Source organism: Allofournierella massiliensis (genome assembly GCF_004345265.1).
GTDB lineage: Bacteria > Bacillota > Clostridia > Oscillospirales > Ruminococcaceae > Allofournierella > Allofournierella massiliensis.
Genome location: NZ_SLUM01000005.1, coordinates 131,853 through 153,535, shown reverse-complemented (window position 1 = coordinate 153,535; position 21,683 = coordinate 131,853). Strand labels below are relative to the sequence as shown.

Genomic DNA, 21,683 nt, shown 5'->3' with positions numbered 1-21,683 from the left:
CCAAGACACTCTCATTCTAACAGCTTAGGCAACGATACGGAAAAGACACGGCTGGCTGCCGTGCCTTAAACCGTAAATATATTGTAATAGGAGGATTGCCCGGAGTTTGCCAAGCAAGCCAAGGGGTACGGGATTCTCTATGCGCCTATCCCGGTGAAGAAAGGCGACGATACCATCGACATTCTGGTGTTCGAGGATGACGCCGCCAGAGCCAACCGGATCGTGGAGAAGTTCAAGCTCACGGTAGTGGACACGGCTTCGATCAAGGAGGATATTGAGAAATCCCGCGAACAGCGCGGCAGCGAACCCGCCGCGCCGGAGCAGGCCATGCCGGAAAAAAGCGAGGACGACCAGCTTTTGGATGAGCTGATGGAGAAGCCCGTCCAGAAGGAGAAGGCCCAGCCAGAGCACCCGTCAGCGGAGAAAACCAATTCTTTTACACCAGCGGCGGAAAAATCCCATCCGTCCGCGCCTATCTCCGAGAACAGCAGCAAGTCCGCAAGGGGTACTTCTGATGGTGCCGAAAAGCCTTCCGTCCGGCAGGAGCTGCGGGACATCCAGGCCCAGCGGAAGAAGGAGGCGGAGGCTGCCAGGGCCGAGGAGCCGGCTGCGCCCCAGAAGAAGGCGGCTCAGAAAACCACACGGCACCAGCCGCCCAAACCCAAAAAGAAACCCAAATCGAAAGAGAGGTAATCTGTGATGAATAACTTTGATGATCTGTTTGAACAGCAGCCCCAGGCGGAGACCGCGCCGCAGAAACAGGAAAGCCGGAAAGAGCGCCCTAAGCGCCAGTGGTGGCAGGTAAAAGAGGAAAAGCAGCGGAAAGAAGCCTATGCCACCTTGGATAAGATTTTTGGAGAGTTCTCTGAGGGTGCGGGCAGTATGGAGGCATATCTGGATGTGCAGAGCCGGTTCCCCTTCCACTCTGCCCGCAATGCGCTGCTGATCGGGGAACAATGCCCCGACGCGGTGCGTGTGGGCGGCTACAAGGAGTGGCATTCCCAGGGGATCGAGATTTTGGAGGATGAGAAGCGTTTGCCCATTATCATCCTGGAGCCGGGCAAGGCATACCGCCGTGAGGATGGCAGCGTGGGCCAGAACTTTTACGCCAAGGAAGTCTATGATATTTCCCAGACCACGGCGCGGGATCAGGCGCAGCCCCAGGTAAGCTACGATGACCGCCTGCTCTTGAAGGGCCTGATCGCCAGTTCCCCGGTGCCTATCCGGGCTGTGGAGGAGCTGCCCCAGGGCCGTGGTGCCATGTTTTCCGCAGAGCAGAACGCCATCCTGGTGAAAAAGGGCATGGACGCGCCGGACATCTTCCGCTGTGTTTCGCTGGAGGTTGCCAACGTGCAGCTTGCCCAAAGCATGGACGGCTATTCCAGGGAAACGGACGGCTACAAAGCCTATGCGGTCAGCTATATGCTCTGCAAGCGGTATGGCGTGGACGCCAAAGAGTATGAGATTTCCAAGCTGGACGGCGTGTTTCAGGGGCAGGTCCCAAGGGAGGATATTCCTGCGGCCCTCACTGATATGCGGGACGCCTTCAAATCCTTGAATGGCCGTATGGCCAGGGCTATGGGCCTCACCCGCGACAGCAAGCAGAAGGAACAGGAACGGTAAAGGAGGAGTAGACCCATGGAAAAACAGGAAAAAGTCGTTCTCACCCTGGACAGCTACGAGCACGGCATTATGATCCGCGCCCTCAATGAGCTGCGCAACGATATGCTGGAGGAACAGCGTGACCCCGGCCCGGTGGAGGACGTTCTGTTGAAAACCATTGACGCCCCAGCCCAAAAAGACAAGAAAGCGAAGCGCCGGGATGAAGCCAGATAATAAGGCGGGCGGCCCCTGGCTCTATGCCCTGGGGCTGGTCCCGGTGATCTGGTTCGCCCTGCTGATTGCGCCTGCCATTTCCGGGGGACTTTCGGAGATCGTCAGCGCCCTGCCTGCGGCAATGAACAATCCATTCAAAATCGTGTGGTGTGAGGACAGTGTAAAAACTGTCCTCATTTTTATTGCCGCCTATGGGCTGGGCATTGGCATTTATCTTTCTTCCCGGCGCAATTACAGACGAGGTGAAGAACACGGTTCCGCCAAATGGGGCGATCCGCGGGCCGTGAATAAGAAATACCGGGACAGGGACCTGTTCAAAAACCGCATTTTCACCCAGCATGTCCGCATGGGGCTGGATGGCCGGAAACACCGCCGCAACCTCAACACCTTGGTGGTGGGAGGCAGCGGCGCGGGAAAAAGCCGCTTCTATGCCAAAGTGAACATCTGCCAATGCAATACGTCCTTTTTTATTCTGGACTGTAAGGGCGAGCTGCTGCGCGACTGCGGCGGCCTGCTGGAACGGATGGGCTATGAGATCAAGGTGGTAGACCTTCTGAACATGGAGAAAAGTCACTGCTATAATCCCTTTGCCTATCTGAAATCCGACAACGATGTGCAGAAGATGGTGACGAACCTGTTCAAAGCCACCACCCCGAAAGGGAGCCAGTCCAACGACCCCTTCTGGGATACGGCGGCCAGTATGCTCCTCATGGCGCTGGTGTTTTATCTGTGGTACGAAGCGCCGGAGGACGAAAAGAATTTTCCCATGGTCATGGAAATGCTTCGTGCCGGCGAGGTACGGGAGGACGATGATTCCTACCAATCCCCTCTGGATGAGCTGTTTGACCGGCTGGAAATGCGTTCCCCGGACCACATCGCCGTGAAGTATTACAAGGATTATCGTTCCGGCTCTGCCAAAACGCTGAAATCCATTCAGATCACTTTGGCGTCCCGCCTGGAGAAATTCAATCTTTCCTCGGTGGCGGCCCTCACCGCCACGGATGAGCTGGACCTTTCCAGCCTGGGCGAGAAAAAAGTGGCTCTCTTTGCCCTCATTCCGGACAACGACGCCAGCTTCAACTTCCTGGTAAGCCTGCTGTATGCCAGCACCTTCCAGGAACTTTTTTATTCTGCCGACCGGGTACACGGCGGGAGTCTGCCCACACCGGTGCATTTTCTCATGGATGAGTTCGCCAACGTGAGCTTGCCCGATGATTTCGACAAGCTGCTGGCCACCATGCGCTCCCGGAATATCAGTGTTTCCATCATCATCCAGAACATTGCCCAGCTCAAGGCGCTGTTTGAAAAGCAATGGGAATCCATCATCGGCAACTGCGATGAATTTCTGTATCTGGGCGGCAACGAAACGTCCACCCACAAGCTGATCTCCGAAAATTATCTGGGGAAAAGCACCCTCTGGCTGGACACCTACGGCAAGAGCACCGGGCATTCCGGCAGCTACTCCACCAATAACCAGATCACAGGCCGGGAGCTGATGACGCCCGATGAGGTCCGTATGCTGGACAACAATCTGGCCCTGCTCTTTATCCGTGGCGAAGCGCCGCTGATGGATGAAAAGTACGACCTTTTGAAACACCCCAACATCAAGTACACCACCGATGGCGGCGCGCCCGTCTATTCCCACGGCGGCACCGAAAACGCTGTGGCGGATATGGTCATTGGCCGCCTCACCCCCGGCGACCTTGCCAATATCCGGGAACCGGAAACCCTTTACGAGCTTCTGTCCGATGAGGACATGGAGAATATCTTTCAATTCAAGGAGGACACCCAAAATGAAATGGATTAAGAAGGAAAACAAGAAGAAAGAAACCCGCAGCCTGCCCATGGGCAGAAAGGGCCGGAGCGCCTTTGCCGTTTATGCGGCCCTGGTGCTCATGCTGTGCTGCTGCACCACTACGGCCTTTGCCGCCAGCGACCCGTTGACGGTTATCAACAACCTCAGTGATTTCATCTTCGGCCTGATCCGCGCCGTAGGTATGATCCTGCTGGGCTTCGGCGTGGTACAGATCGGTTTGTCTCTCAAATCCCACGACCCCAGCCAGCGGGCCAACGGCTTTCTTACCCTGGCCGGCGGCGTTGTGATTACGTTTGCGAAGGAGATTCTGACCCTGATTACCGGCTGATTTGAATAACGGCAGTACGGGGGCAGGTCCATGGCGGCCTGCCCCTTACCGTTGCCGGAAAGGAGGTTGTTGAATGTCCGATAACTGGGTTGTTCAAAATTTGCAAAATGCCCTCGACACCTGGAACAAGTACCTGTCCGAGATCTGGCAGCTCATCACCCAAAGCCCGGAACAGTTTAAGGGCGGCTCCATCTGGGGCGTCATTGTCAACATCCACGACGCGGTGCGGGCCATTGGCCTTGCGCTTTTGGTGCTGTTCTTTGTAGTGGGCGTTATGCGCACCTGCGGCAGCTTTGCCGAGGTAAAGAAACCGGAGCACGCCTTAAAGCTGTTCATCCGGTTCGCCATTGCCAAAGGCGTCGTGACCTATGGGCTGGAGCTGATGATGGCCCTCTTTAATATCGTCCAGGGCCTCGTTTCAACAATAATGAACGCGGCGGGCTTTGGAACCGCGCAGCAGACGGTTCTCCCCCAGGAGATTGTCACGGCGGTGGAAAGCTGCGGCTTTTTCGAGAGCATCCCCCTGTGGGCGGTGACGCTCATTGGCGGGCTGTTCATTACAGTCCTAAGCTTCATTATGATAATGACCGTCTATGGGAGATTTTTTAAGCTCTATTTATACACGGCCATCGCGCCGGTGCCCCTCTCCACCTTTGCCGGGGAGCCAACCCAAAACGTGGGCAAGAGCTTTATCAAGAGCTATGCCGCTGTGTGCTTAGAGGGGGCCATCATTGTGCTGGCCTGCATTATCTTTTCCCTATTTGCGGCGTCACCGCCTGCCATTGACCCCAACGCGGCGGCTGTCACACAGGTATGGAGCTATATCGGGGAGCTGGTCTTTAATATGCTCGTCCTCGTGGGCGCGGTGAAAATGGCCGACCGCGTGGTGCGCGAGATGATGGGCTTGTAAAAAAGGAGGAAAACAAATGCGTTATCAAACCTATGTGCTGCACTTGATTGATGGAACCGCCATCCCAATGGTGGAGGATTACGACCTGCCCGCTGAAAAGGGAATTGTGGGCCACTTCTCCAAAGCGGCTCCAGACGAGATTTTTACCGTGGGCGACCGGCTGCTGGGCTTTGCCTATATTCCCAAGAGCAGCATTGTTTACCTTGAAACCGGCAATGTGATTGTGAGGTGATATTTTGGAAGTCAAGATCAACCGGGAAATCCGCAACTACACCGAATCCATGTTTTTCGGTTTGAGTATGCGGCAGTTCATCTTTTCTGTCCTCGCCTGCGGCGTGGCCGTGGGCCTTTATTTTATCCTGCGCCCCTACTTTGGGGTGGAAACCCTGTCCTGGATGTGCATTTTGGGGGCGGCCCCCTTTGCCATGCTGGGGTTTATCACCTACCACGGCATGACGGCGGAACAATTCATCTGGGCGTGGCTGCGCTCGGAAATGCTGGAGCCGAAGGAACTCAAATTCGAGGACAGCAACTACTACTACGCGGCGCTGAAAGATACCATTGAAGGGCTGCAAACCGGGCGTCCCGTCAAACGGCAGCCCAAAGAGCCGAAGCATTTTCACAAACGGAAGGAGGCCAAGCATGATTAAGACCATCAAAACCATGTCCAAACAGGAAAAGGAGCGTTATACCGTCCCCCGGAAGGTGCAGGATGTGATCCCCGTCCGCCGTATCTGGCCGGACGGCATTTTCTTGACCGGCAACCGCTTCTCCAAAACCTACCGCTTTTCGGACATCAACTACCTGGTAGCCAGCCGGGAGGACAAGGAATCCATGTTCCTCACCTACTCGGAGCTGCTCAATTCCCTGGACTCCGGCGCGGTGACAAAAATCACCATCAACAACCGCCGCTTGAACAAGGCAAACTTTGAAACATCCATCCTCATGCCCATACAGGGGGATTTCCGGGACGAGTACCGTGGGGAGTATAACCAAATGCTGCTGGATAAAGCCACCGGAGCCAACGGCATTATGCAGGAAAAGTATATCACCATCTCCGTGGTGAAGAAGGACGTCGAGGAGGCCCGCGCCTACTTTGCCCGCGTGGGAGCCGACCTCATTTCCCACTTTGCGGCCCTGGGTTCCAAGTGCGTGGAGCTGGACGCCACCGAGCGCCTGCGTATCCTGCACGACTTCTACCGCCAGGGCGAAGAATCCGAGTTTGTTTTCAACGCCCGCGAGATGATGAAGCGGGGCCACAGCTTCAAGGACTATATCTGCCCGGACGGGATCGAGAAAAACAGCGACTATCTGAAGCTGGGCGATAAGTTCTGCCGGGTGCTGTTCCTCAAAGACTACGCCTCTTATATTAAGGATAACATGGTAACGGAGCTTACCGACATGGCCCGCAACCTGATGTTCTCCATCGACATTGTGCCGGTTCCCACGGATGAAGCCGTGCGGGAGGTGGAAAACCGCCTGCTGGGTGTGGAAACCAACATCACCAACTGGCAGCGCCGCCAGAACGCCAACAACAACTTCTCTGCTGTGGTCCCCTACGATATGGAATTGCAGCGCAAAGAGAGCAAGGAGTTTTTGGATGACCTCACCACCCGCGACCAGAGGATGATGTTCGCGGTGATGACCCTGGCCATCACCGCCGACACCAAGGAGCAGCTTGACAGCGACACCGAAGCGGTGCTCTCTGTGGCGCGAAAGCACATGTGCCAGCTTGCGGTGCTCAAGTTCCAGCAGCTTGATGGCCTGCACACCGCCCTGCCCATCGGGGTGCGGAAAATCAACGCCTTCCGCACCCTCACCACCGAGAGTTTGGCGGTATTCATCCCCTTCAAGGTACAGGAGATCCAGGATAAGGGCGGCATTTACTTTGGAGAGAACGCCATTTCCCACAACCTCATCATGTGCAACAAGGCGAACCTTTTGAACCAGTCGGCCTTCCTGCTGGGCGTCCCCGGCGCGGGCAAGTCCTTCAGCGCCAAGGAGCTGATCGCGTTCCTTATGCTCCACCCGGATTATGCCAATGACGACATCCTGATTTGCGATCCGGAGGGAGAATTTGGCGCACTCGTCAAAGCCCTGGGCCGGGAGAAAGCGACGGTGGCCCATCTGGTGGCAGGCGGTAAAGACCGCCTCAACGCCATGTATATGGTGGAGGGCTACGGTGAGCAAAACCCCATCGTGGAAAAGAGCCAGTTTGTCATGTCCCTTATCGAGCAGATCGACAAGCGCGGCGTGGGGCCGCAGCACAAATCCATCATCGACCGCTGCACCGCCCTGGTGTACCCGGAGGCGGAGAAAGCCGGGCGGGCCGCCACCCTCTGCGACCTGCGCCGGAAGCTGCTGGAGCAGCCGGAGGACAAGGCCAAAGAGATCGCCCTTTCCCTGGAGCTTTACACCACCGGCTCTTTGGACATCTTTGGCCGGGAAAGCACGGTGGATTTGAACAAGCCCTATGTGGTGTTCGACATCCACGGTCTGGGCGAGCAGCTAAAGCCTGCCGGTTCCCTGGTCATCACCGATACAATCCTGAACCGCGTCACCCTCAACTGGAAACGGGGCAAGCGCACCCATGTGTTCATCGACGAGTTCCATGTGATGTTTGAAAATGAGCAAAGCGGCATTTTCTTTAATTCCGCATGGAGGCAATTCAGAAAGCGCGGCGCTTATCCGACGGCAATCACGCAGAACGTGGAGTACCTTTTGGATTCCGTCCAGGCCAGCACCATGCTCTCCAACTCGGAGTTCATCGTCATGCTGAACCAGGCGGCGTCCGACCGGGCAAAGCTGGCGAAGCTCCTCAATATCTCCAACGAGCAGATGAGCTATGTCACCAATGCGGACGCAGGCTGCGGCCTCATCCGGTATGGCAGCGCCCTGGTGCCTTTTGTCAACCGGTTCCCCCGCGACACCAAGCTCTATGCTTTGATGACCACCAAGCCCGGTGAAGGCGTATTCGGCGGCGAGGAGGTGCCGGCATGAGCAATATCCGCTTTGCGTCCCTGGAGCACCGGGATTTCTTTTTGGATATGATGAGCGAGGCGCGGCGGAACGACTGTTACCACCGGGCCTTTTTCTATGTGATGGGGATTGCCCCGGAAACGCGGGCAAACATCCGCCAGATGTTTGATTTCAAGCAGGATTGCATTGAACCGGATGGTATGCACGGCGGCTGGCAGACCAGCGGCACCGTCCGGGTGTGCCGCCTTGCTTTTAATCTCTGGAACGGCTACACCGACCCGGAGCACAGTAACGCCTATTCCCCGGAGGATTTGTTCTGCTGCGAGTTCGCCCCCTACTTTATGGAAGGCGTGAAAATCCGTTACCCGGAATACTGCCGGGAGCTGCCCCCTGTAAGAAAGCAGGCGGAACCGGCGCGATGATACTTTTGAGAATGGAGGAATGAACCATGGCTGAACCGGCTCTTGCGCTGCGGGACCATCCGCAGATCATAGACCTGATTTCCGTTCTGGAACAGAGCGGGCTTCAAAAACAAAAGGAAGAAGTACAGGCCCTGGTGGGCTATATCGACGGCATGGAAGAAAAGCTGTCACAGATGATGGACGAAATGAAGGAAATGCGCATGGAGGTGGGCAAGCTCCACGACAAAGGAATCCGCGCCCGGTGCTCCCAGCTTGTGGACACTGTGGAGGGTAAAGTCCGCCAGACCAAAGTAATGGTTTCCACGGCAAAAGAAAACCTCATTTCATCTGCAAAGCAGATGGTGCAGACTTTCCGGGAGAAAGGGCGCTCCGCCCTGTGCCATGCGGCCCAGGCCCTGCGTATCCCCTCGGTTCTTTCCCGGATGGGACGGGGCTTTGCCCATGCGGAAAAAAGCATGGGGCAGCTTGCCGTGAGGCTGGACGCTATGCGGGAGGAACTGCACCAGGCGGGCGGCCACATCAAAAACGCCGGGCTTGCCCTTGCGGGAAAGGAACCCCAGGAAAGCAAGGAATTATCTGCGGATAAGGGTGTGCTTGCCAAGCTGCGGAGCTTTGTGCTGTACTGCGGCAAGGCATTTTCTGAGATGGATCGTGACACGGCGCTCACGGTGGAGCGAATCAATGGAGGGCGTTCATCAGTGAAAACTGAGCTGCAGGGGCTGAAATCGGCCCAGGCCGGGCAGCGCCGCCAAGCGGCCAGTAAAGAACAGGCACGATAAGTACAGGAGGGTGAAAATATGAGTGACAAAGTTAAAAACAGACTACTGATTGCGGGGGCGGCCCTTTGTGCCGCCCTTTTCCTTTTCTCCGGGGCTATGCTCTGCCGGGAATACCTGGATCAGAAGCAAAGCGCCGAAGCCTTTGACGAGGTGGCCGAGCTGGTCAAAGAAGATGGGGAGCTGCCCACGCTGGAGCTGGCCGATGACCCGGCCCAGGAGCCAGAAGAACTCACGGCCTTTGAGAAATATGCGGATGTGTACGCCCAGAACAGCGACCTGCTGGGCTGGATTTCCATTCCCGGCACCCGGATTGATTACCCTGTCATGCAGACCAAGGATAACCCCAACTTCTATCTGAAACACGCTTTTGATAAGTCGTACAGCAGCTATGGGGTGCCATATATGCAGGAAAACTGCGACGTCGGCATTTCCGACAATCTGGTGCTGTACGGCCATCACATGAACAACGGCAGTATGTTCTCCGACCTGTGCAAGTACGAGAGCGAGGATTTCTACCAGGAGCACAAGACCATCCGTTTTGATACCCTGGACAGCTTTGGCGAATATGAGGTAATTGCCGCCTTCAAGACGGTGGCCTATTCGGAGGAAGGGTTCAAGTATTACCACTTCGTCCGGGCCGAGCAGGAAGAAGATTTTGACGAGTTTATTGCCAAGTGCAAAGAACTGGCGCTCTATGATACGGGTGTGACTGCGGAATATGGCGACCAGCTTATCACCCTTTCCACCTGCGAGTATTCCCGGACCAACGGGCGGATGGTGGTTGTGGCCAAGCTGCTGGAGGAATAAGGGGGGGCCCGCCCTGGGAAGGAGGTGAAGCCCATGGGCAAGGGCATTAAAACAAGAGTTTCTGAGAAAAAAGGCATTAAAGCGATTGATAAAGCGGCGGTTGCTTCTGAACGGATGAAGGAGGCGTATATCCGCACCAAGGATAAGGCCGACCACAGCCTGTATGCCGAGGAGGGTTCCCCCGGTGAGTATGCGTCCGACCGTCTTTCCGCTGGGGTGGATAACGTCGCCCATGAAGCGGTCCACCAGTTTGATAAACAGGGCCGCAAGGGGGTTCAAACGACCAAGGAGAACATCTCCAAGGTCAAGGAGAAAATCCAAAAGCGGAAAGCCGCAGCGGAACAGCCGAAAAAACAAGCGGAGAAACAGGCGGCCCGGCAGGCTGGGCAGCCTACCACACGCTGGAGTGGCCGTCAGGCGGCGGATACGGTTTCCGAGCCGGCCAAGGCGGTCCGTCAGGAGCGCGGGGCCATCAAGACCCTGGACCGCAGCAAGAAAGGCATTAAGACAGTGGACAGGAGCCGCAAAACCATCAAGCAGGCTTCTTCCACAGCCAAGGGGACGATAAAAACCGCCAGCAAATCCATCAAAACGGCGGAAAAGACTGCCAAGGCCAGTATTAAGACCAGTCAGCAGGCGGCCAAAGCCGCCCAGCGGACTGCCCAGGCCACGGCGCGGGCTGCCAGGGCTGCGGCCCATGCTGCCCGTGTAGCGGCCCGGACTGCGGTAGTTGCGGCAAAGGCGGCGGTCAAGGCTACGGTTGCGGCTGTGAAAGCCATCATTGCGGCGACCAAGGCGCTGATCGCGGCCATCGCCGCGGGCGGTTGGATTGCCGTACTGGTGATTATTGTGATCTGCCTCATCGGTATGATTATTGGCTCCTGCTTTGGCATTTTCTTCTCCGGCGAGGATTCCGGCACCGGGCAGACCATGCAGACTGCTGTACAGGAGATCAATACAGATTACCAGGAGAACCTGGATGAAATCAAGGCGTCCCACAGCTATGATGTGCTGGAGATGTCCGGTTCCCGCGCTGTGTGGAAAGAGGTATTGGCGGTTTACGCTGTCAAAACCACCACTGACCCGGACAACGCCCAGGAAGTGGCCACCATGGATGATGAGAAGCTGGAGCTTTTGAAGGACATCTTCTGGCAGATGAATGAGATTTCGTCCAGCACATCCACCCAGACGGAAACGGTGATTGAAACATCCGATGATGGTAACGGAAATATCGTGGAAACGGAAGTAACCATCACACGCACCTATCTGTATATCACCGTCAGCCATAAGACCGCCGAGGAAATGGCCGACCAGTTCGGCTTTAACGAGGACCAGCGGGAACAGATGGCGGAGCTTCTGGCCGATGAGAACAATTCCCTGTGGTCCCAGGTGCTTTACGGCATTACCGGAGGGGACGGCGAAATCGTCACGGTGGCGCTCTCCCAGGTGGGCAATGTCGGCGGCGAACCGTACTGGAGCTGGTACGGCTTTGGCAGCCGTGTGGAATGGTGCGCCTGCTTTGTAAGCTGGTGCGCCAATGAGTGCGGTTATATTGAAGCCGGCGTGATCCCGAAGTTTGCAGCCTGCGCGTCCCAGGGTGTTCCCTGGTTCCAGGAGCGCGGGCTGTGGCAGTCGGGAAGCTATGAGCCGCGTTCTGGCGACATCATCTTTTTTGACTGGGATGGCGATATGTCAGCCGACCATGTGGGTATTGTGGAAAAAGTCGAGAATGGCCGTGTCTATACCGTAGAGGGCAACTCCGGCGATTCCGTGCGCCAGAACAGTTATCCTATTGGGTATTCTGATGTGCTGGGCTACGGTTGCCCGGCCTATTAACTTCCTCAAAAAAAGAAGAAACCCAGCCGCGTAGTCGGCTGGGTACATAACTTTGTATGGCCGTATGCGGCAACACTACCTGAAGGAACACCGGCCCGGCCTTTACAGCAGCTTGATTTTGAGCGAAAAGCTGTACCCGCACCTGTTGGAGATTGACCGGGCGGCGCGGGAGCGGATGGACGCCATGCTGCCCCGGATGATGGAGGCGGCGGGTGTCATCGAAGAACTGAAAGACCATGACCCTATGCGCTGGGTGGGGCTGATGAACACGCTGAAAGCGCAGGTGGAGGAAATCCTTTATTCCGAACTAATTTTAGAAAATTGAATAACTAAAATGTGAAAACATTGGCGCAACTAAACGGATTATAATTTCATTGGTTGCGTCAATATTTTTGATGAAACACGAAATTTATACGGCCCTCTTGACAATCTCATTTTCTCTGGTATAATTAAAACGGTGTTTTTAATACAATGTTTTTAAAACGGTGTTTTAAAAGAAAGGCAGGTAATCAATGGCAAGCAGAATCGAAGAATTTGACGAGAAGATTCTTGCCTGCGCGAAAGCAGAATTTTTAGAAAAAGGTTATACGGATGCCTCGATACGGACGATTGCTCAAAATGCCGGTGTCAGTACCAGCACAATATATACGCGGTATTCGGATAAAGAGGGATTATTCCGATTTCTTGTTGAACCAGCAGCTAACGGCATGAAAGAGCTATTAAGGCAATCATTAAGCAGCTTTTCTTCTTTGACAGAGCGCGAGCAAAACGAAAAATTTATGGAGTATTCAGACCGTGGCTTTGAAGTTGTGATTGCATATATCTATGATTATTTTTCTGAATTTAAGTTGCTGATTACCGGAGCGCCGGGGAATTATTATCAGGAATTTTTGGAAGGATTAGTGGAACTGGATACGGATTGTACAAAGAAATTCTTGATTCAAGTTGGAAGTAAAGCTCTGTCGGAAGGGCGAATTACAGATGGATTCTTACACGTTGTTTCCAGTGCTTTTTACTCCGGTATATTTGAAGTGGTAATTCACAATATGCCGATGGAAGAAGCAAAGAAGTATATCAATGAGCTGCGTGCTTTTTATGGGAATGGCTGGAAAGAATATTATCAAAAATAAGAAAGAAGGTGCGAAGGAAATGCAGAAAACAGAAAGCTTTTGCGTGGACGAAAGCGGATGGATTCACTGTCCTTTTTGTAAATGCAGAACACGGACAAAGATACGGGCAGATACTTCATTGAGGAACTTTCCAATATTTTGTCCCAAATGCAAGCAGGAATGTTTGATAGATGTTGACAATATGAAAATACGATTATCAGTAGTGCCAGACGCTAAGACGCAGAGCCGATAATTTGTTTGTGTAAAATCACATGACAGATTATCGGCTTATTCTTTTGAATAAGAGTTAGCAAAACCTAACTAAAGGAGGGATTTATATGAATCAGTCGCAAGGCGGGAATCCATTTGGCAGGCTTGTAGAGTTTGCCAGACCGCATAAGACTGGCTACATCGTTTCGGTTGTTTTAGCTGTGTTGGGAGTTGCCTTTGGTATCGTCCCCTATTTTGCCACAGCCAGAATGACGATTGAGTTGCTCTCCGGTAATCGGGATTTATCATTTTACATGGTGTGGTGTTTGATTTCCGGGGGCTGTTTTGTCCTAAAAGCAATATTGATGGGAATATCCACAAGGGCATCCCATGAAGCAACTTTTGAAGTGCTGTCAGAGGCAAGGCGGAAAATTGCTGCAAAACTTACCAGAGTGCCTATGGGCTACATTCTCAATACTCCGTCCGGGCAGCTAAAAAATGGCATGGTGGAACGTATCGAACAGTTAGAGGTTCCCCTTGCTCATGTAATCCCGGAAATGACTTCAAATCTTCTTGTGCCGATTGCAATCATCGTTTATCTGTTCATCCTGGACTGGAGAATGGCGTTAGTATCGCTGATTACAATTCCGGTCGGAATGATGTGCTACATGGGAATGATGAAAGAATATCCCAAGAAGTACGGGGAAGTTGTGAAAGCCGGGAATCACATGAGCGCAACAACGGTAGAATACATAGGCGGTATTGAAGTCATTAAAGCATTTAACCAGGCAGACAATTCCTATCAGAAATTTACAGATGCCGTACATGCAAATGCAAACCTGATTTTAGACTGGATGAAAGACACACAAAAGTATTCGGCGGTTATGATGAGTGTATGGCCTGCGGCGCTGATTAGTGTACTTCCAGTCGGGTGCCTGTTTTACATGAATGGTTCCCTGCCAGCCGCAACCTTTATTATGAACGCTGGGCGACCATGCACAACCTCAAACAAATGGCCGCGACGCTGAATGTGTATCAGGAACACGGCTTTACTTCCCCGGAGCAGTTAGAAGCCGCCGTTGATACCGCCTATCAGGAAATGCGCCAGACCAGCGGCGAACTGAAAGCACTGGAAACGAAGCTACAAGGAAAAAAGGAGTTGCAGCAACAGGTACTTGCCTATGACTACACCCTCTATGACAAAGACACCCTCCGTCAGATGGATGGCGGCCAGTTGGATGCGCCGGAACTGCCCCTATCCACCGCCGCCCTGAAAATCTGCGAGATGCACGACCTGGGAGGCCAGTCCATCAAGTATGCGCCCCTTGCCATGATCGAAACCTTGCAGGAGGCGGCCTACCAGCAGATGCAGGAGGCAGCGGCCCAGGCCGCCGTCCCGGAGAGTACCATGCTGCCGGATGCCCCGGAGCAGACGCTGGATGAGTACCCTATGCCGGACCCGATGCTCACGCTGGATGATTTGGAAAAGTGCGGCTACCGGGACGGGGATATGCTCCCCCTCTCCAAAGAGCGGGCGATGGAGCTTTACGAGCGGGATCTGACCGTGTATGCGGTGGTAGATGGCGGCGGCGCGGAGATGCTGTTTGACCGGGAGGAATTTGACACCCAGGCCGCCGGGACCATGTATGCTGTTTCCCGCGAAGAATGGGAGGAAAGCCCGGAGTTCGATGCGCGGGTACAGGACCGCCTGAACCATCAGGAAGAACGGGAACGGGCATTTCTTTCCCATGAGGGGGACTGCTTCGCCATTTACCAGGTGTCCGAGAATGACCCGCAGAGGCTTCGTTTTATGAATATGGACTGGCTGAACGCCCACGACCTTTCTGTGGAGCGGGGCAACTATGATCTGGTCTATACCGCTCCGCTCCCGGAAACCGGCAGCATTGACGGGCGGCTTCACAAGCTGTTTGAACAGTTTAATTTTCACCGCCCGGCAGACTTCCACAGCCCATCCATGAGCGTCAGCGACATCGTTGCGATAAAAAGGGATGGCGTGGTATCCTGCCATTACTGCGACAGTGCTGGCTTTCAGGAAATCCCCGGCTTTCTCCCGTCCAATCCGCTGAAAAATGCGGAAATGACCGTTGAGGATGATTACGGCATGATTGACGGCATCATCAACAACGGCTCCAAAGCAACGGTTGCGGAGCTGGAGGCGCAGGCAAGAGGCGGACAGCCCATTTCCCTGATGGACCTGGCAGATGCCGTCCACCGGGAGGAACGGGACAAGAAGAAATCTGTGATGGAACAGCTCCGGCAGAGTCCGAAACAGGAGCGGAAAAAGACAGCGCCCAAAAGGAGCGCGGAAAGGGAGCTTTGATATGAACAACTTTACCTTTGAAGAAATCAACCTGATGTGCATTTACAATTCCGGGGACGGGACCCGCCAGGAGCTGATCGAGGCCCTCACCGAGATGCGCGGCTACCTGGGCACAGATGAAACGGAGCTTTTAGAGCTTACCGACTCTGCCCTTGCAAAGCTGTCCGCCATGACCGATGAAGCATTTGCCGAGCTGGAACTGTACCCGGATTTTGACGAGGTATAATTTTTATTTTAACCTGTATTTCCTCTTGACATCTGTACCATACCGTTCTATACTGTAATCAAGACATAATACAGTTAATACAGTATAGAACGGGTGGAGGTGAGAATTTGGAGATTGTCGTAAGCAACAAGGCAAGCCAGCCGCTATATGAGCAAATTGCATCACAGGTGAAGGCTGCCATTATGAGCGGTGAGTTGAGTGCCGGTGAAGCACTCCCGTCAGTACGAGCTATGGCAAAATCCTTGCATATAAGTATTTTGACAGTTCAAAAGGCATACGGTTGCCTGCAAGACGATGGATTTATTGAAATAACTGCCGGAAAAGGATGCTATGTATCGGCGCAAAATCAAGACTTCTATCTGGAAGAACAGCAAAAGAGGATAGAAGAAAAATTTGCGGAGGCAATCGAGATTGCCCGTACAAGCGGAATATCTCTGGATAAGCTGACAGAATTACTCACACTTATGTATCAGGAGGATGAATGCGAATGAATGATGCCTTGACGATTTCGGGTTTAACAAAAAACTATAAGGACTTTGTTTTGGATGGGATTTCTTTTTCCGTCCCCAGCGGTTCCATTGTAGGATTGATTGGCGAAAACGGAGCTGGAAAAAGCACTACGATCAATGCAACACTTGGCCTCATCCAGAAAGAGGCCGGTTCTGTTTCGGTTTTGGGCAAAGAAGAACTGGATAATGAGATAAAGGAGCAAGTTGGCGTTGTATTTGACGGCAGCAATTATCCGGAAATCCTCTCTCCTAGAAAGCTCAACCGAGTTTTGAAAAACATCTATCAATCTTGGGACGAACGCACCTTTCTTAGCCTTTTGAAGAAACTGTCCCTGCCGATAGATAAGCCGATTAAGCAGTATTCCAGGGGTATGAAGATGAAACTGGCAATCTCTGCCGCTTTATCCCACAACTCTAAACTGCTGATTTTGGATGAAGCCACCAGTGGACTCGACCCGGTTATTCGAGACGACATCTTGGATATTCTTCTGGACTTTGTTCAAGATGAAAACCACTCTATTTTGATTTCTTCCCATATTACCACTGATCTTGAAAAGATCGCTGACTATATCGTTTTCATACACGAAGGAAAAGTCGTTTTTTCAAAGCCTAAAGATGAACTGACGGAGCAGTACGGTATCATCAAGTGCGGAGCCGCACAGTTTGATGCCCTGGATAAATCCGACATCATTGTGTATCGAAAGATGGATTATGAATGGCAGGTCCTGATTTCCGACCGAACCGCCATGCAGAAAAAGTATCCTAAAGCGATGATTGTGCCAGCAACGATTGATGAAATCATGTTGCTCTATGTAAAGGGGGAAAAATGATGAAAGGCATTTTGTTAAAAGATTTCTATATCGCCAAGAGCGGCATTATTGTCACACTCACAGCCCTGTTTGTTTTGGCCTTTGGGCTTTCATTTTTACTTGACGCGAGTTCGATTTTGATGCTCGCACCAGCCATTGCTACTGTTGCTGTTTACATGAGCATCACCAATGACGCAAGTTCAAAATGGAATAAGAATGTGATCACAATGCCCGTATCGAGAGATCAAATTATTGGGGCAAAATATATCCTTTACCTCCTTCTTTCTGCAATAGGAATAATTGTTGTACTGGCATCGCTCGGGATAATGTCCTTGCTTGGCATGACAATAACACTCTATTCGTTGCTTTTTAATGCAGCCATCGGAATAAGTGCAGCTTTATTTGCAGGCGGTATCAGCCTTCCTTGTGTCTACTTTTTTGATGCGGAAAAATCACAAATCGTTTATATGATAGCCTTTGTAGCATCAACAGGGATTATTACAGCTCTCGTGCTTCTGATAAACTTGTTTATTCCGGTAAAAGATAATATCCTTTTGGCCTTTTATATTGTACTTGCAATCTCATTTGTCTGTTTTGCGGTTTCTTACAAAATTGCAACAGCAGTCTATCGCAAGCAGGATATAACATAAGGAACAAAGTCTCCAAAACTGAACATTAGCCGCCTCCGGCGGCGCTACTCAGCAGGAAATCAACAATGGTTTCCTGCTTTTTCTTTGCCTGAAAACAGGAGAAAGGAGGAACACCAATGACATCGAAGGTCCAGTTTTACAGTGCGATGGCCAGCTACACCGCCACCCACCTGACGGATAGCTGGCAGAAATGGACCGCATTTCTCACCACCGCCTCCCGGCTGTATAAGTACCCCTTCCATGAGCAGCTTATGATCTTCGCCCAGCGCCCGGACGCAACGGCCTGTGCGGAATATGACCTCTGGAACGACACCATGCGCCGGTATGTGCGGCGCGGCTCCAAGGGCATCGCCCTTGTGGACAATTCCCGCGAAAAGCCCAGGCTTCGGTATGTGTTCGACATTTCTGACACCGGCCTGCGGAAGAATTCCCGCCACCCCTTCCTGTGGGAGCTTCGCCCGGAGCATGAGGCGGCGGTGGCTCAGGCCCTCACTGAGCGGTTTGGCGCGCCGCCGGAAAACAACCTGGCGGAACAGCTTGAAAGCATCGCCGCCCAGCTTGTCAGCGAATATTGGGTGGAACACAAACAGGACATCCTCGACATCGTTGACGGGAGCTTTCTGGAAGGCTATGATGAATTTAACATCGGAGTGCAGTTCAGAAATGCCGCAACGGTCAGCATTACCTACTCGCTGCTGTCCCGGTGTGGACTGGAGCCGGAAGGCTACTTCGACCATGAGGACTTTTTAAGTATCTTCGATTTCAACACCCCGGAGGCGGTAGCCGCCCTGGGAACGGCGGTCAGCCAGAGCAACCAACAGGTGCTGCGGCAGATCGGCATTACCATCCAAAATTATGAACGAGCCAAATTCGCGGAAAGGAGCGTCACACATGGAGAACAACCTGACTTACACGAGGAACGGAGATTACCTGATCCCCGACCTGAAGCTGGAGGAAACGAAGCCCCTGGGACGGTACGGGAGGATGCGCCGGGATTATCTGAAGGAGCATCGGCCGGTCCTGTTCAACGCCATGATGGTGAGCGGGAAACTGTACCCGCACCTGAACGAGATCGAACAGACCATGAACCGGCGGTTGGAACAGATGATGCCGGAGCTGATGCAGACGGCGGGCGTGACGGAGGAACTGAAAGCCCGCGATCCGATGACCTGGGTGGGGCTGATGAACACCTGCAAAGCCCAGGCGGAGGAAATCCTGATGGCGGAACTTATATACAGCTAACCCTGTTCCCCTCGGAACAGGAACAAATACGGCGGATTGATGAAGGGCCAGGCGTTTTCGCGTCTGGCCCTTCTGCTGTCCCGGAACCGGAACCGGCCCCGCCAGCACCGGCGGCCCCTCGCCGGGCGCTTACCCAGGCCGACATTGATGCCGCCATCCAGGAATGGAACGGCAACATCGAGAGCAAGCACGCGGTTGTCCGCTACATGAAGGACCATGCCCGTGAAAAGGATACCGCCGCCTGGCTGCGGCAGGAATACGGCGATGGGCTGCCTGCCTTTCCTGTCACAGCAGATGGCGCGGCGGGCGATGTGCCGTGGCCCAAAGTACAGCGCCGGATCGCCCAGCTCATCAAGGAGGACCGCTTCTATACCCAGGAAGAACAGGACCGCTTTGACAACATCGACCCTATCGCCATCCGGGAGGCCCTGGCCGAGCGCGGGATTGTGGACGGTCAGGTGACGGACCCGGAGAAACTGGACAATGCCCCTTTCATCCGGCAGGTGATGCGGGATGTGGAGGCCATCGCAGCCGAGGAACGCACCGAGGCGGAGCCTCCTGCCACCGTCCGGGAGATTTACGAGAAGTATCTGCCCATTGTGCGGGAAAAGGTATTGGCGGATAAGCCATACCGCAACGCCTGCCGCAATTCGGACCGGGAAAACGCCATGATCGAGGGTGCGGAGGCGGTAAAACGGGCGGTCCTCTCTATTGAGGATACTGCTTTCCTGCGGCTTTACTATGACCTGGCCAGCTTTCACAACAATCTCCATCGGGCAGTGCTGGAGGAAACTTACGCTGCCCTGACGGAGCCGCCTGCGCCGGACTTATCCGGCCAGCCCATCACCCGCGAGAGAGACACCATCACCATCGGGAACGGGGAGCCGACTCATGAGATTGACATCACCGTTTCCGATGAGGAATATGAGGCCATCCAGCAGGCCATTCCGGAGGAAAAGGTCTATGACCCTGCCGCGTCGGTCTACCATGAGGGCGATACGGTCTATCTGAACAATCAGGAATACCAGATCACAGAGCTGCGGGAGGATACGGTACAGCTCCTTCCCGCTGGCATGGCTTACCCCATCTTCCGGGCCGAGAGCCGGGAACGGTTTGAGCAGCTTCTACAAAACGACCTGCGAAACGGCCCCATTACCGAGTTCCTTTCTGCTGACCCGGAGAAAGCGGACCAGGACCTGCGGGAAGTGCTGACTTCCGGCCTGTTTACCTGGCAGGACAAGGAGTATATTTCCCGCTGGCTGCGGGATGGCGAGGGCAATACCAAAATCGCCCAGCGCCTTTCCGAGCTGTATGCCGGGCGCGTGGAAACGATGGACCTTTGCTTATGTGTGATAAAGAAGCAATAGAAGTGCAAAAAATTTTGCCGTTCCTATCCGACACTTGGCCATTGTGTCGGATAGGTCGGGCGGTTATTCGGGCAAGTCAATCTTGCCGACAAAGCTGTAATAAATCTCAATGTCCTGCCTGCGGGTGCCGTTCTCATCATAGCTGCACTCATGCACCACAATTTTCTCGATCATTTCCCGCAAGAGAGTGGGGGTCAGTTCTTCAAAGGCAAGGTGCTTGCGGACAATGCCCATAAATTTCTCGGCGTTGACGGTAGCTGCCTGTGACTTGTCCAGTTCGGCTTGCAGGGCGGCGGCTCTCTTTTTCAGCTCCGCTTGCTCGGCTTCGTAGTCAGCCGACAGTTCCATGAAACGCTCATCGCTGATTTTGCCGTTCACATTGTCCTCATACAGCCGCTTGATAATGCGGCTCACTTCGGAAATGCGCTCCTGCGCCTGTTCAAGCTGCTTGGTGGCTGCGGCGGTCTTTCTCTTGCCGCCGATCTCGTTCTGCTGGATAAGCAGCTTCACAAAGCGGCTCTCATGCTTGGCGGCATATTCCGTCACTTGCCGGAGATTGGAGAGGACACCGGCGGTCAACAGGTCGGTGCGGATAAAGTGCGCCGTACAGTCACGGGTGCGCTTCTTGTAGCTGCCGCAGATGTAACAGTCCTGCTTACGGGTCTTGTTCTGATACCGCTGCTGGTACATCACATGGCCGCAGTCGGCGCAGAACAGCATACCGGAGAACAGCCCCACTTCATCATAGCGGTTCGGGCGTTTGCGCTGCTTGCGTAACTCCTGCACGCGCTCCCATGTTTCCCGGTCTATGATAGGCTCATGGTGGTTCTCAAAAATGGCCTGCTTCTCGATGGGGTTCTCTACGCTGTGCTTGGTCTTGTAAGAGGGCTTCTCCGTCTTGAAGTTTACCAGACAGCCGGTGTACTCCCGGTTTTCCAACAGGTGGACAACGGTATTTGTCGCCCATTTGCACTCATAGCCGGGGTGGTAGCGGCGGGTGCTGCCCGTCCTGCGGTATTCCAGCGTCCCCGGCGTGGGGATTTGCTGCTCCGTAAGCATACGGGCAATCTTGGTCGGGCCGTTCCCGGCAAGGCAAAGCTGGTATATCTGCCGGACTACCGGCGCGGTTTCCTCGTCAACGATATAATTCTCGTCCTCGTCCATGAGGTAGCCGTACACCGGCTTGCTGGTAACGGGCTTGCCGCTCATGCCTTTTGCTCTCTTAACTGCCTTGATTTTCTTGCTCGTATCTCTCACCAGCCATTCGTTGAACAGATTTCGCAGAGGGGTAAAATCGTTGTCCATGCCGCCGTTTGCGCTGTCCACATTGTCGTTGACAGCGATAAAACGCACTCCCTTTTGAGGGAACAGCATTTCCGTGTAAAACCCTACCTGCAAGTAGTTACGCCCTAACCGGCTCATGTCTTCTTGTGTCAAGTAGGGACTAAAAAAATTTTGAGAATTTACAAGCCGTTCATAGGTGGACAACCACCCGTGAACGGCTTGC

The 21,683-nt window shown here is 53.7% G+C and carries 22 protein-coding genes and 3 pseudogenes; 24 read left to right on the top strand and 1 reads right to left on the bottom strand.

Annotated elements, in window-relative coordinates; translation table 11 throughout:
- Positions 1–102: 102 nt before the first annotated feature.
- The 24 genes and pseudogenes from EDD77_RS04340 to EDD77_RS18865 all read left to right on the top strand — a co-directional run.
- Positions 103–693 (top strand): annotated as a pseudogene (locus EDD77_RS04340) (DUF3801 domain-containing protein); the annotation flags it as partial.
- Between the two features lie 6 nt (positions 694–699).
- On the top strand, positions 700–1,623 hold the full coding sequence (locus EDD77_RS04335; protein WP_058967061.1) for a hypothetical protein: 924 nt from the start codon (positions 700–702) through the stop codon (positions 1,621–1,623).
- A 15-nt stretch (positions 1,624–1,638) separates the two neighbouring features.
- The gene (locus EDD77_RS04330) at positions 1,639–1,836 is read left to right on the top strand and encodes a hypothetical protein (RefSeq protein ID WP_015535516.1); all 198 of its coding nucleotides are present in this window, start codon (positions 1,639–1,641) and stop codon (positions 1,834–1,836) included.
- Positions 1,823–3,643: a VirD4-like conjugal transfer protein, CD1115 family gene (locus tag EDD77_RS04325; protein WP_058967060.1), complete on the top strand. Its 1,821-nt coding sequence runs from the start codon at positions 1,823–1,825 to the stop codon at positions 3,641–3,643. The genes EDD77_RS04330 and EDD77_RS04325 overlap by 14 nt, the downstream gene beginning before the upstream one ends.
- Positions 3,644–3,731: 88 nt before the next feature.
- A complete protein-coding gene (locus EDD77_RS04320) occupies positions 3,732–3,980 on the top strand; it encodes a glutamyl-tRNA amidotransferase (RefSeq protein ID WP_436277851.1) in 249 nt (82 codons plus the stop codon).
- A gap of 73 nt (positions 3,981–4,053) precedes the next feature.
- The gene (locus tag EDD77_RS04315) at positions 4,054–4,890 is read left to right on the top strand and encodes a hypothetical protein (RefSeq protein WP_058967058.1); all 837 of its coding nucleotides are present in this window, start codon (positions 4,054–4,056) and stop codon (positions 4,888–4,890) included.
- Positions 4,891–4,906: 16 nt separating this feature from the next.
- A complete protein-coding gene (locus EDD77_RS04310; protein WP_058967056.1) occupies positions 4,907–5,122 on the top strand; it encodes a hypothetical protein in 216 nt (71 codons plus the stop codon).
- Positions 5,123–5,126: 4 nt separating this feature from the next.
- Entirely contained in the window at positions 5,127–5,540 is a 414-nt protein-coding gene (locus tag EDD77_RS04305) for a PrgI family protein (RefSeq protein ID WP_058967053.1), read from the top strand.
- Positions 5,533–7,890 carry a VirB4-like conjugal transfer ATPase, CD1110 family gene (locus EDD77_RS04300; protein ID WP_058967051.1) on the top strand — a complete coding sequence of 786 codons (2,358 nt, stop codon included), beginning with the start codon at positions 5,533–5,535 and terminating at the stop codon, positions 7,888–7,890. Before EDD77_RS04305 ends, EDD77_RS04300 begins: the two co-directional genes overlap by 8 nt.
- A complete protein-coding gene (locus tag EDD77_RS04295) occupies positions 7,887–8,291 on the top strand; it encodes a DUF6075 family protein (RefSeq protein WP_058967049.1) in 405 nt (134 codons plus the stop codon). The genes EDD77_RS04300 and EDD77_RS04295 overlap by 4 nt, the downstream gene beginning before the upstream one ends.
- Before the next feature lie 26 nt (positions 8,292–8,317).
- A complete protein-coding gene (locus tag EDD77_RS04290) occupies positions 8,318–9,070 on the top strand; it encodes a DUF6674 family protein (RefSeq protein WP_058967048.1) in 753 nt (250 codons plus the stop codon).
- 18 nt (positions 9,071–9,088) lie between these two features.
- On the top strand, positions 9,089–9,877 hold the full coding sequence (srtB, locus tag EDD77_RS04285; protein ID WP_058967046.1) for a class B sortase: 789 nt from the start codon (positions 9,089–9,091) through the stop codon (positions 9,875–9,877).
- Positions 9,878–9,910: 33 nt separating this feature from the next.
- Entirely contained in the window at positions 9,911–11,713 is a 1,803-nt protein-coding gene (locus tag EDD77_RS04280; protein WP_058967044.1) for a CHAP domain-containing protein, read from the top strand.
- A gap of 46 nt (positions 11,714–11,759) precedes the next feature.
- The gene (locus EDD77_RS04275; protein ID WP_455577866.1) at positions 11,760–12,038 is read left to right on the top strand and encodes a TnpV protein; all 279 of its coding nucleotides are present in this window, start codon (positions 11,760–11,762) and stop codon (positions 12,036–12,038) included.
- A 187-nt stretch (positions 12,039–12,225) separates the two neighbouring features.
- Positions 12,226–12,843 carry a TetR/AcrR family transcriptional regulator gene (locus tag EDD77_RS04270; RefSeq protein ID WP_058967043.1) on the top strand — a complete coding sequence of 206 codons (618 nt, stop codon included), beginning with the start codon at positions 12,226–12,228 and terminating at the stop codon, positions 12,841–12,843.
- A complete protein-coding gene (locus EDD77_RS04265; protein WP_341439667.1) occupies positions 12,791–13,075 on the top strand; it encodes a cysteine-rich KTR domain-containing protein in 285 nt (94 codons plus the stop codon). The genes EDD77_RS04270 and EDD77_RS04265 overlap by 53 nt, the downstream gene beginning before the upstream one ends.
- Positions 13,076–13,160: 85 nt before the next feature.
- Positions 13,161–14,060: an ABC transporter transmembrane domain-containing protein gene (locus tag EDD77_RS04260; RefSeq protein WP_242868485.1), complete on the top strand. Its 900-nt coding sequence runs from the start codon at positions 13,161–13,163 to the stop codon at positions 14,058–14,060.
- Positions 14,009–15,373 (top strand): annotated as a pseudogene (locus EDD77_RS04250) (YodL domain-containing protein); the annotation flags it as partial. The gene EDD77_RS04260 and the pseudogene EDD77_RS04250, both read left to right, overlap by 52 nt.
- A 1-nt stretch (position 15,374) precedes the next feature.
- A complete protein-coding gene (locus EDD77_RS04245) occupies positions 15,375–15,599 on the top strand; it encodes a transposon-transfer assisting family protein (RefSeq protein ID WP_058967038.1) in 225 nt (74 codons plus the stop codon).
- Between the two features lie 107 nt (positions 15,600–15,706).
- Positions 15,707–16,090, top strand: coding sequence for a GntR family transcriptional regulator (locus EDD77_RS04240; RefSeq protein ID WP_058967036.1), 384 nt, complete (start codon positions 15,707–15,709; stop codon positions 16,088–16,090).
- Positions 16,087–16,938 carry an ABC transporter ATP-binding protein gene (locus EDD77_RS04235; protein ID WP_058967034.1) on the top strand — a complete coding sequence of 284 codons (852 nt, stop codon included), beginning with the start codon at positions 16,087–16,089 and terminating at the stop codon, positions 16,936–16,938. Before EDD77_RS04240 ends, EDD77_RS04235 begins: the two co-directional genes overlap by 4 nt.
- Positions 16,935–17,567, top strand: a complete 633-nt coding sequence (locus EDD77_RS04230) for an ABC-2 transporter permease (RefSeq protein ID WP_243117486.1) — start codon at positions 16,935–16,937, stop codon at positions 17,565–17,567. The genes EDD77_RS04235 and EDD77_RS04230 overlap by 4 nt, the downstream gene beginning before the upstream one ends.
- 891 nt (positions 17,568–18,458) lie before the next feature.
- Positions 18,459–18,809 (top strand): TnpV protein, encoded by a 351-nt coding sequence (locus EDD77_RS04220; RefSeq protein ID WP_058967027.1) that lies wholly within the window; start codon positions 18,459–18,461, stop codon positions 18,807–18,809.
- Positions 18,810–18,931: 122 nt separating this feature from the next.
- Positions 18,932–19,393, top strand: a pseudogene (locus EDD77_RS18865) (hypothetical protein); the annotation flags it as partial.
- Between the two features lie 846 nt (positions 19,394–20,239).
- Here the strand turns inward: EDD77_RS18865 and EDD77_RS04210 are convergent.
- Positions 20,240–21,664 (bottom strand): recombinase family protein, encoded by a 1,425-nt coding sequence (locus EDD77_RS04210; RefSeq protein WP_341439666.1) that lies wholly within the window; start codon positions 21,662–21,664, stop codon positions 20,240–20,242.
- Between the last annotated feature and the right edge of the window lie 19 nt (positions 21,665–21,683).

What these genes read in the sequence shown, in the direction of transcription:
- EDD77_RS04335 (WP_058967061.1), top strand. Translation starts at nt 700, where the DNA reads ATGAATAACTTTGATGATCTGTTTGAACAGCAGCCCCAGGCGGAGACC.
- EDD77_RS04330 (WP_015535516.1), top strand. Translation starts at nt 1,639, where the DNA reads ATGGAAAAACAGGAAAAAGTCGTTCTCACCCTGGACAGCTACGAGCAC.
- EDD77_RS04325 (WP_058967060.1), top strand. Translation starts at nt 1,823, where the DNA reads ATGAAGCCAGATAATAAGGCGGGCGGCCCCTGGCTCTATGCCCTGGGG.
- EDD77_RS04320 (WP_436277851.1), top strand. Translation starts at nt 3,732, where the DNA reads ATGCTGTGCTGCTGCACCACTACGGCCTTTGCCGCCAGCGACCCGTTG.
- EDD77_RS04315 (WP_058967058.1), top strand. Translation starts at nt 4,054, where the DNA reads ATGTCCGATAACTGGGTTGTTCAAAATTTGCAAAATGCCCTCGACACC.
- EDD77_RS04310 (WP_058967056.1), top strand. Translation starts at nt 4,907, where the DNA reads ATGCGTTATCAAACCTATGTGCTGCACTTGATTGATGGAACCGCCATC.
- EDD77_RS04300 (WP_058967051.1), top strand. Translation starts at nt 5,533, where the DNA reads ATGATTAAGACCATCAAAACCATGTCCAAACAGGAAAAGGAGCGTTAT.
- EDD77_RS04295 (WP_058967049.1), top strand. Translation starts at nt 7,887, where the DNA reads ATGAGCAATATCCGCTTTGCGTCCCTGGAGCACCGGGATTTCTTTTTG.
- EDD77_RS04290 (WP_058967048.1), top strand. Translation starts at nt 8,318, where the DNA reads ATGGCTGAACCGGCTCTTGCGCTGCGGGACCATCCGCAGATCATAGAC.
- srtB (WP_058967046.1), top strand. Translation starts at nt 9,089, where the DNA reads ATGAGTGACAAAGTTAAAAACAGACTACTGATTGCGGGGGCGGCCCTT.
- EDD77_RS04280 (WP_058967044.1), top strand. Translation starts at nt 9,911, where the DNA reads ATGGGCAAGGGCATTAAAACAAGAGTTTCTGAGAAAAAAGGCATTAAA.
- EDD77_RS04270 (WP_058967043.1), top strand. Translation starts at nt 12,226, where the DNA reads ATGGCAAGCAGAATCGAAGAATTTGACGAGAAGATTCTTGCCTGCGCG.
- EDD77_RS04265 (WP_341439667.1), top strand. Translation starts at nt 12,791, where the DNA reads ATGAGCTGCGTGCTTTTTATGGGAATGGCTGGAAAGAATATTATCAAA.
- EDD77_RS04260 (WP_242868485.1), top strand. Translation starts at nt 13,161, where the DNA reads ATGAATCAGTCGCAAGGCGGGAATCCATTTGGCAGGCTTGTAGAGTTT.
- EDD77_RS04245 (WP_058967038.1), top strand. Translation starts at nt 15,375, where the DNA reads ATGAACAACTTTACCTTTGAAGAAATCAACCTGATGTGCATTTACAAT.
- EDD77_RS04235 (WP_058967034.1), top strand. Translation starts at nt 16,087, where the DNA reads ATGAATGATGCCTTGACGATTTCGGGTTTAACAAAAAACTATAAGGAC.
- EDD77_RS04230 (WP_243117486.1), top strand. Translation starts at nt 16,935, where the DNA reads ATGATGAAAGGCATTTTGTTAAAAGATTTCTATATCGCCAAGAGCGGC.
- EDD77_RS04220 (WP_058967027.1), top strand. Translation starts at nt 18,459, where the DNA reads ATGGAGAACAACCTGACTTACACGAGGAACGGAGATTACCTGATCCCC.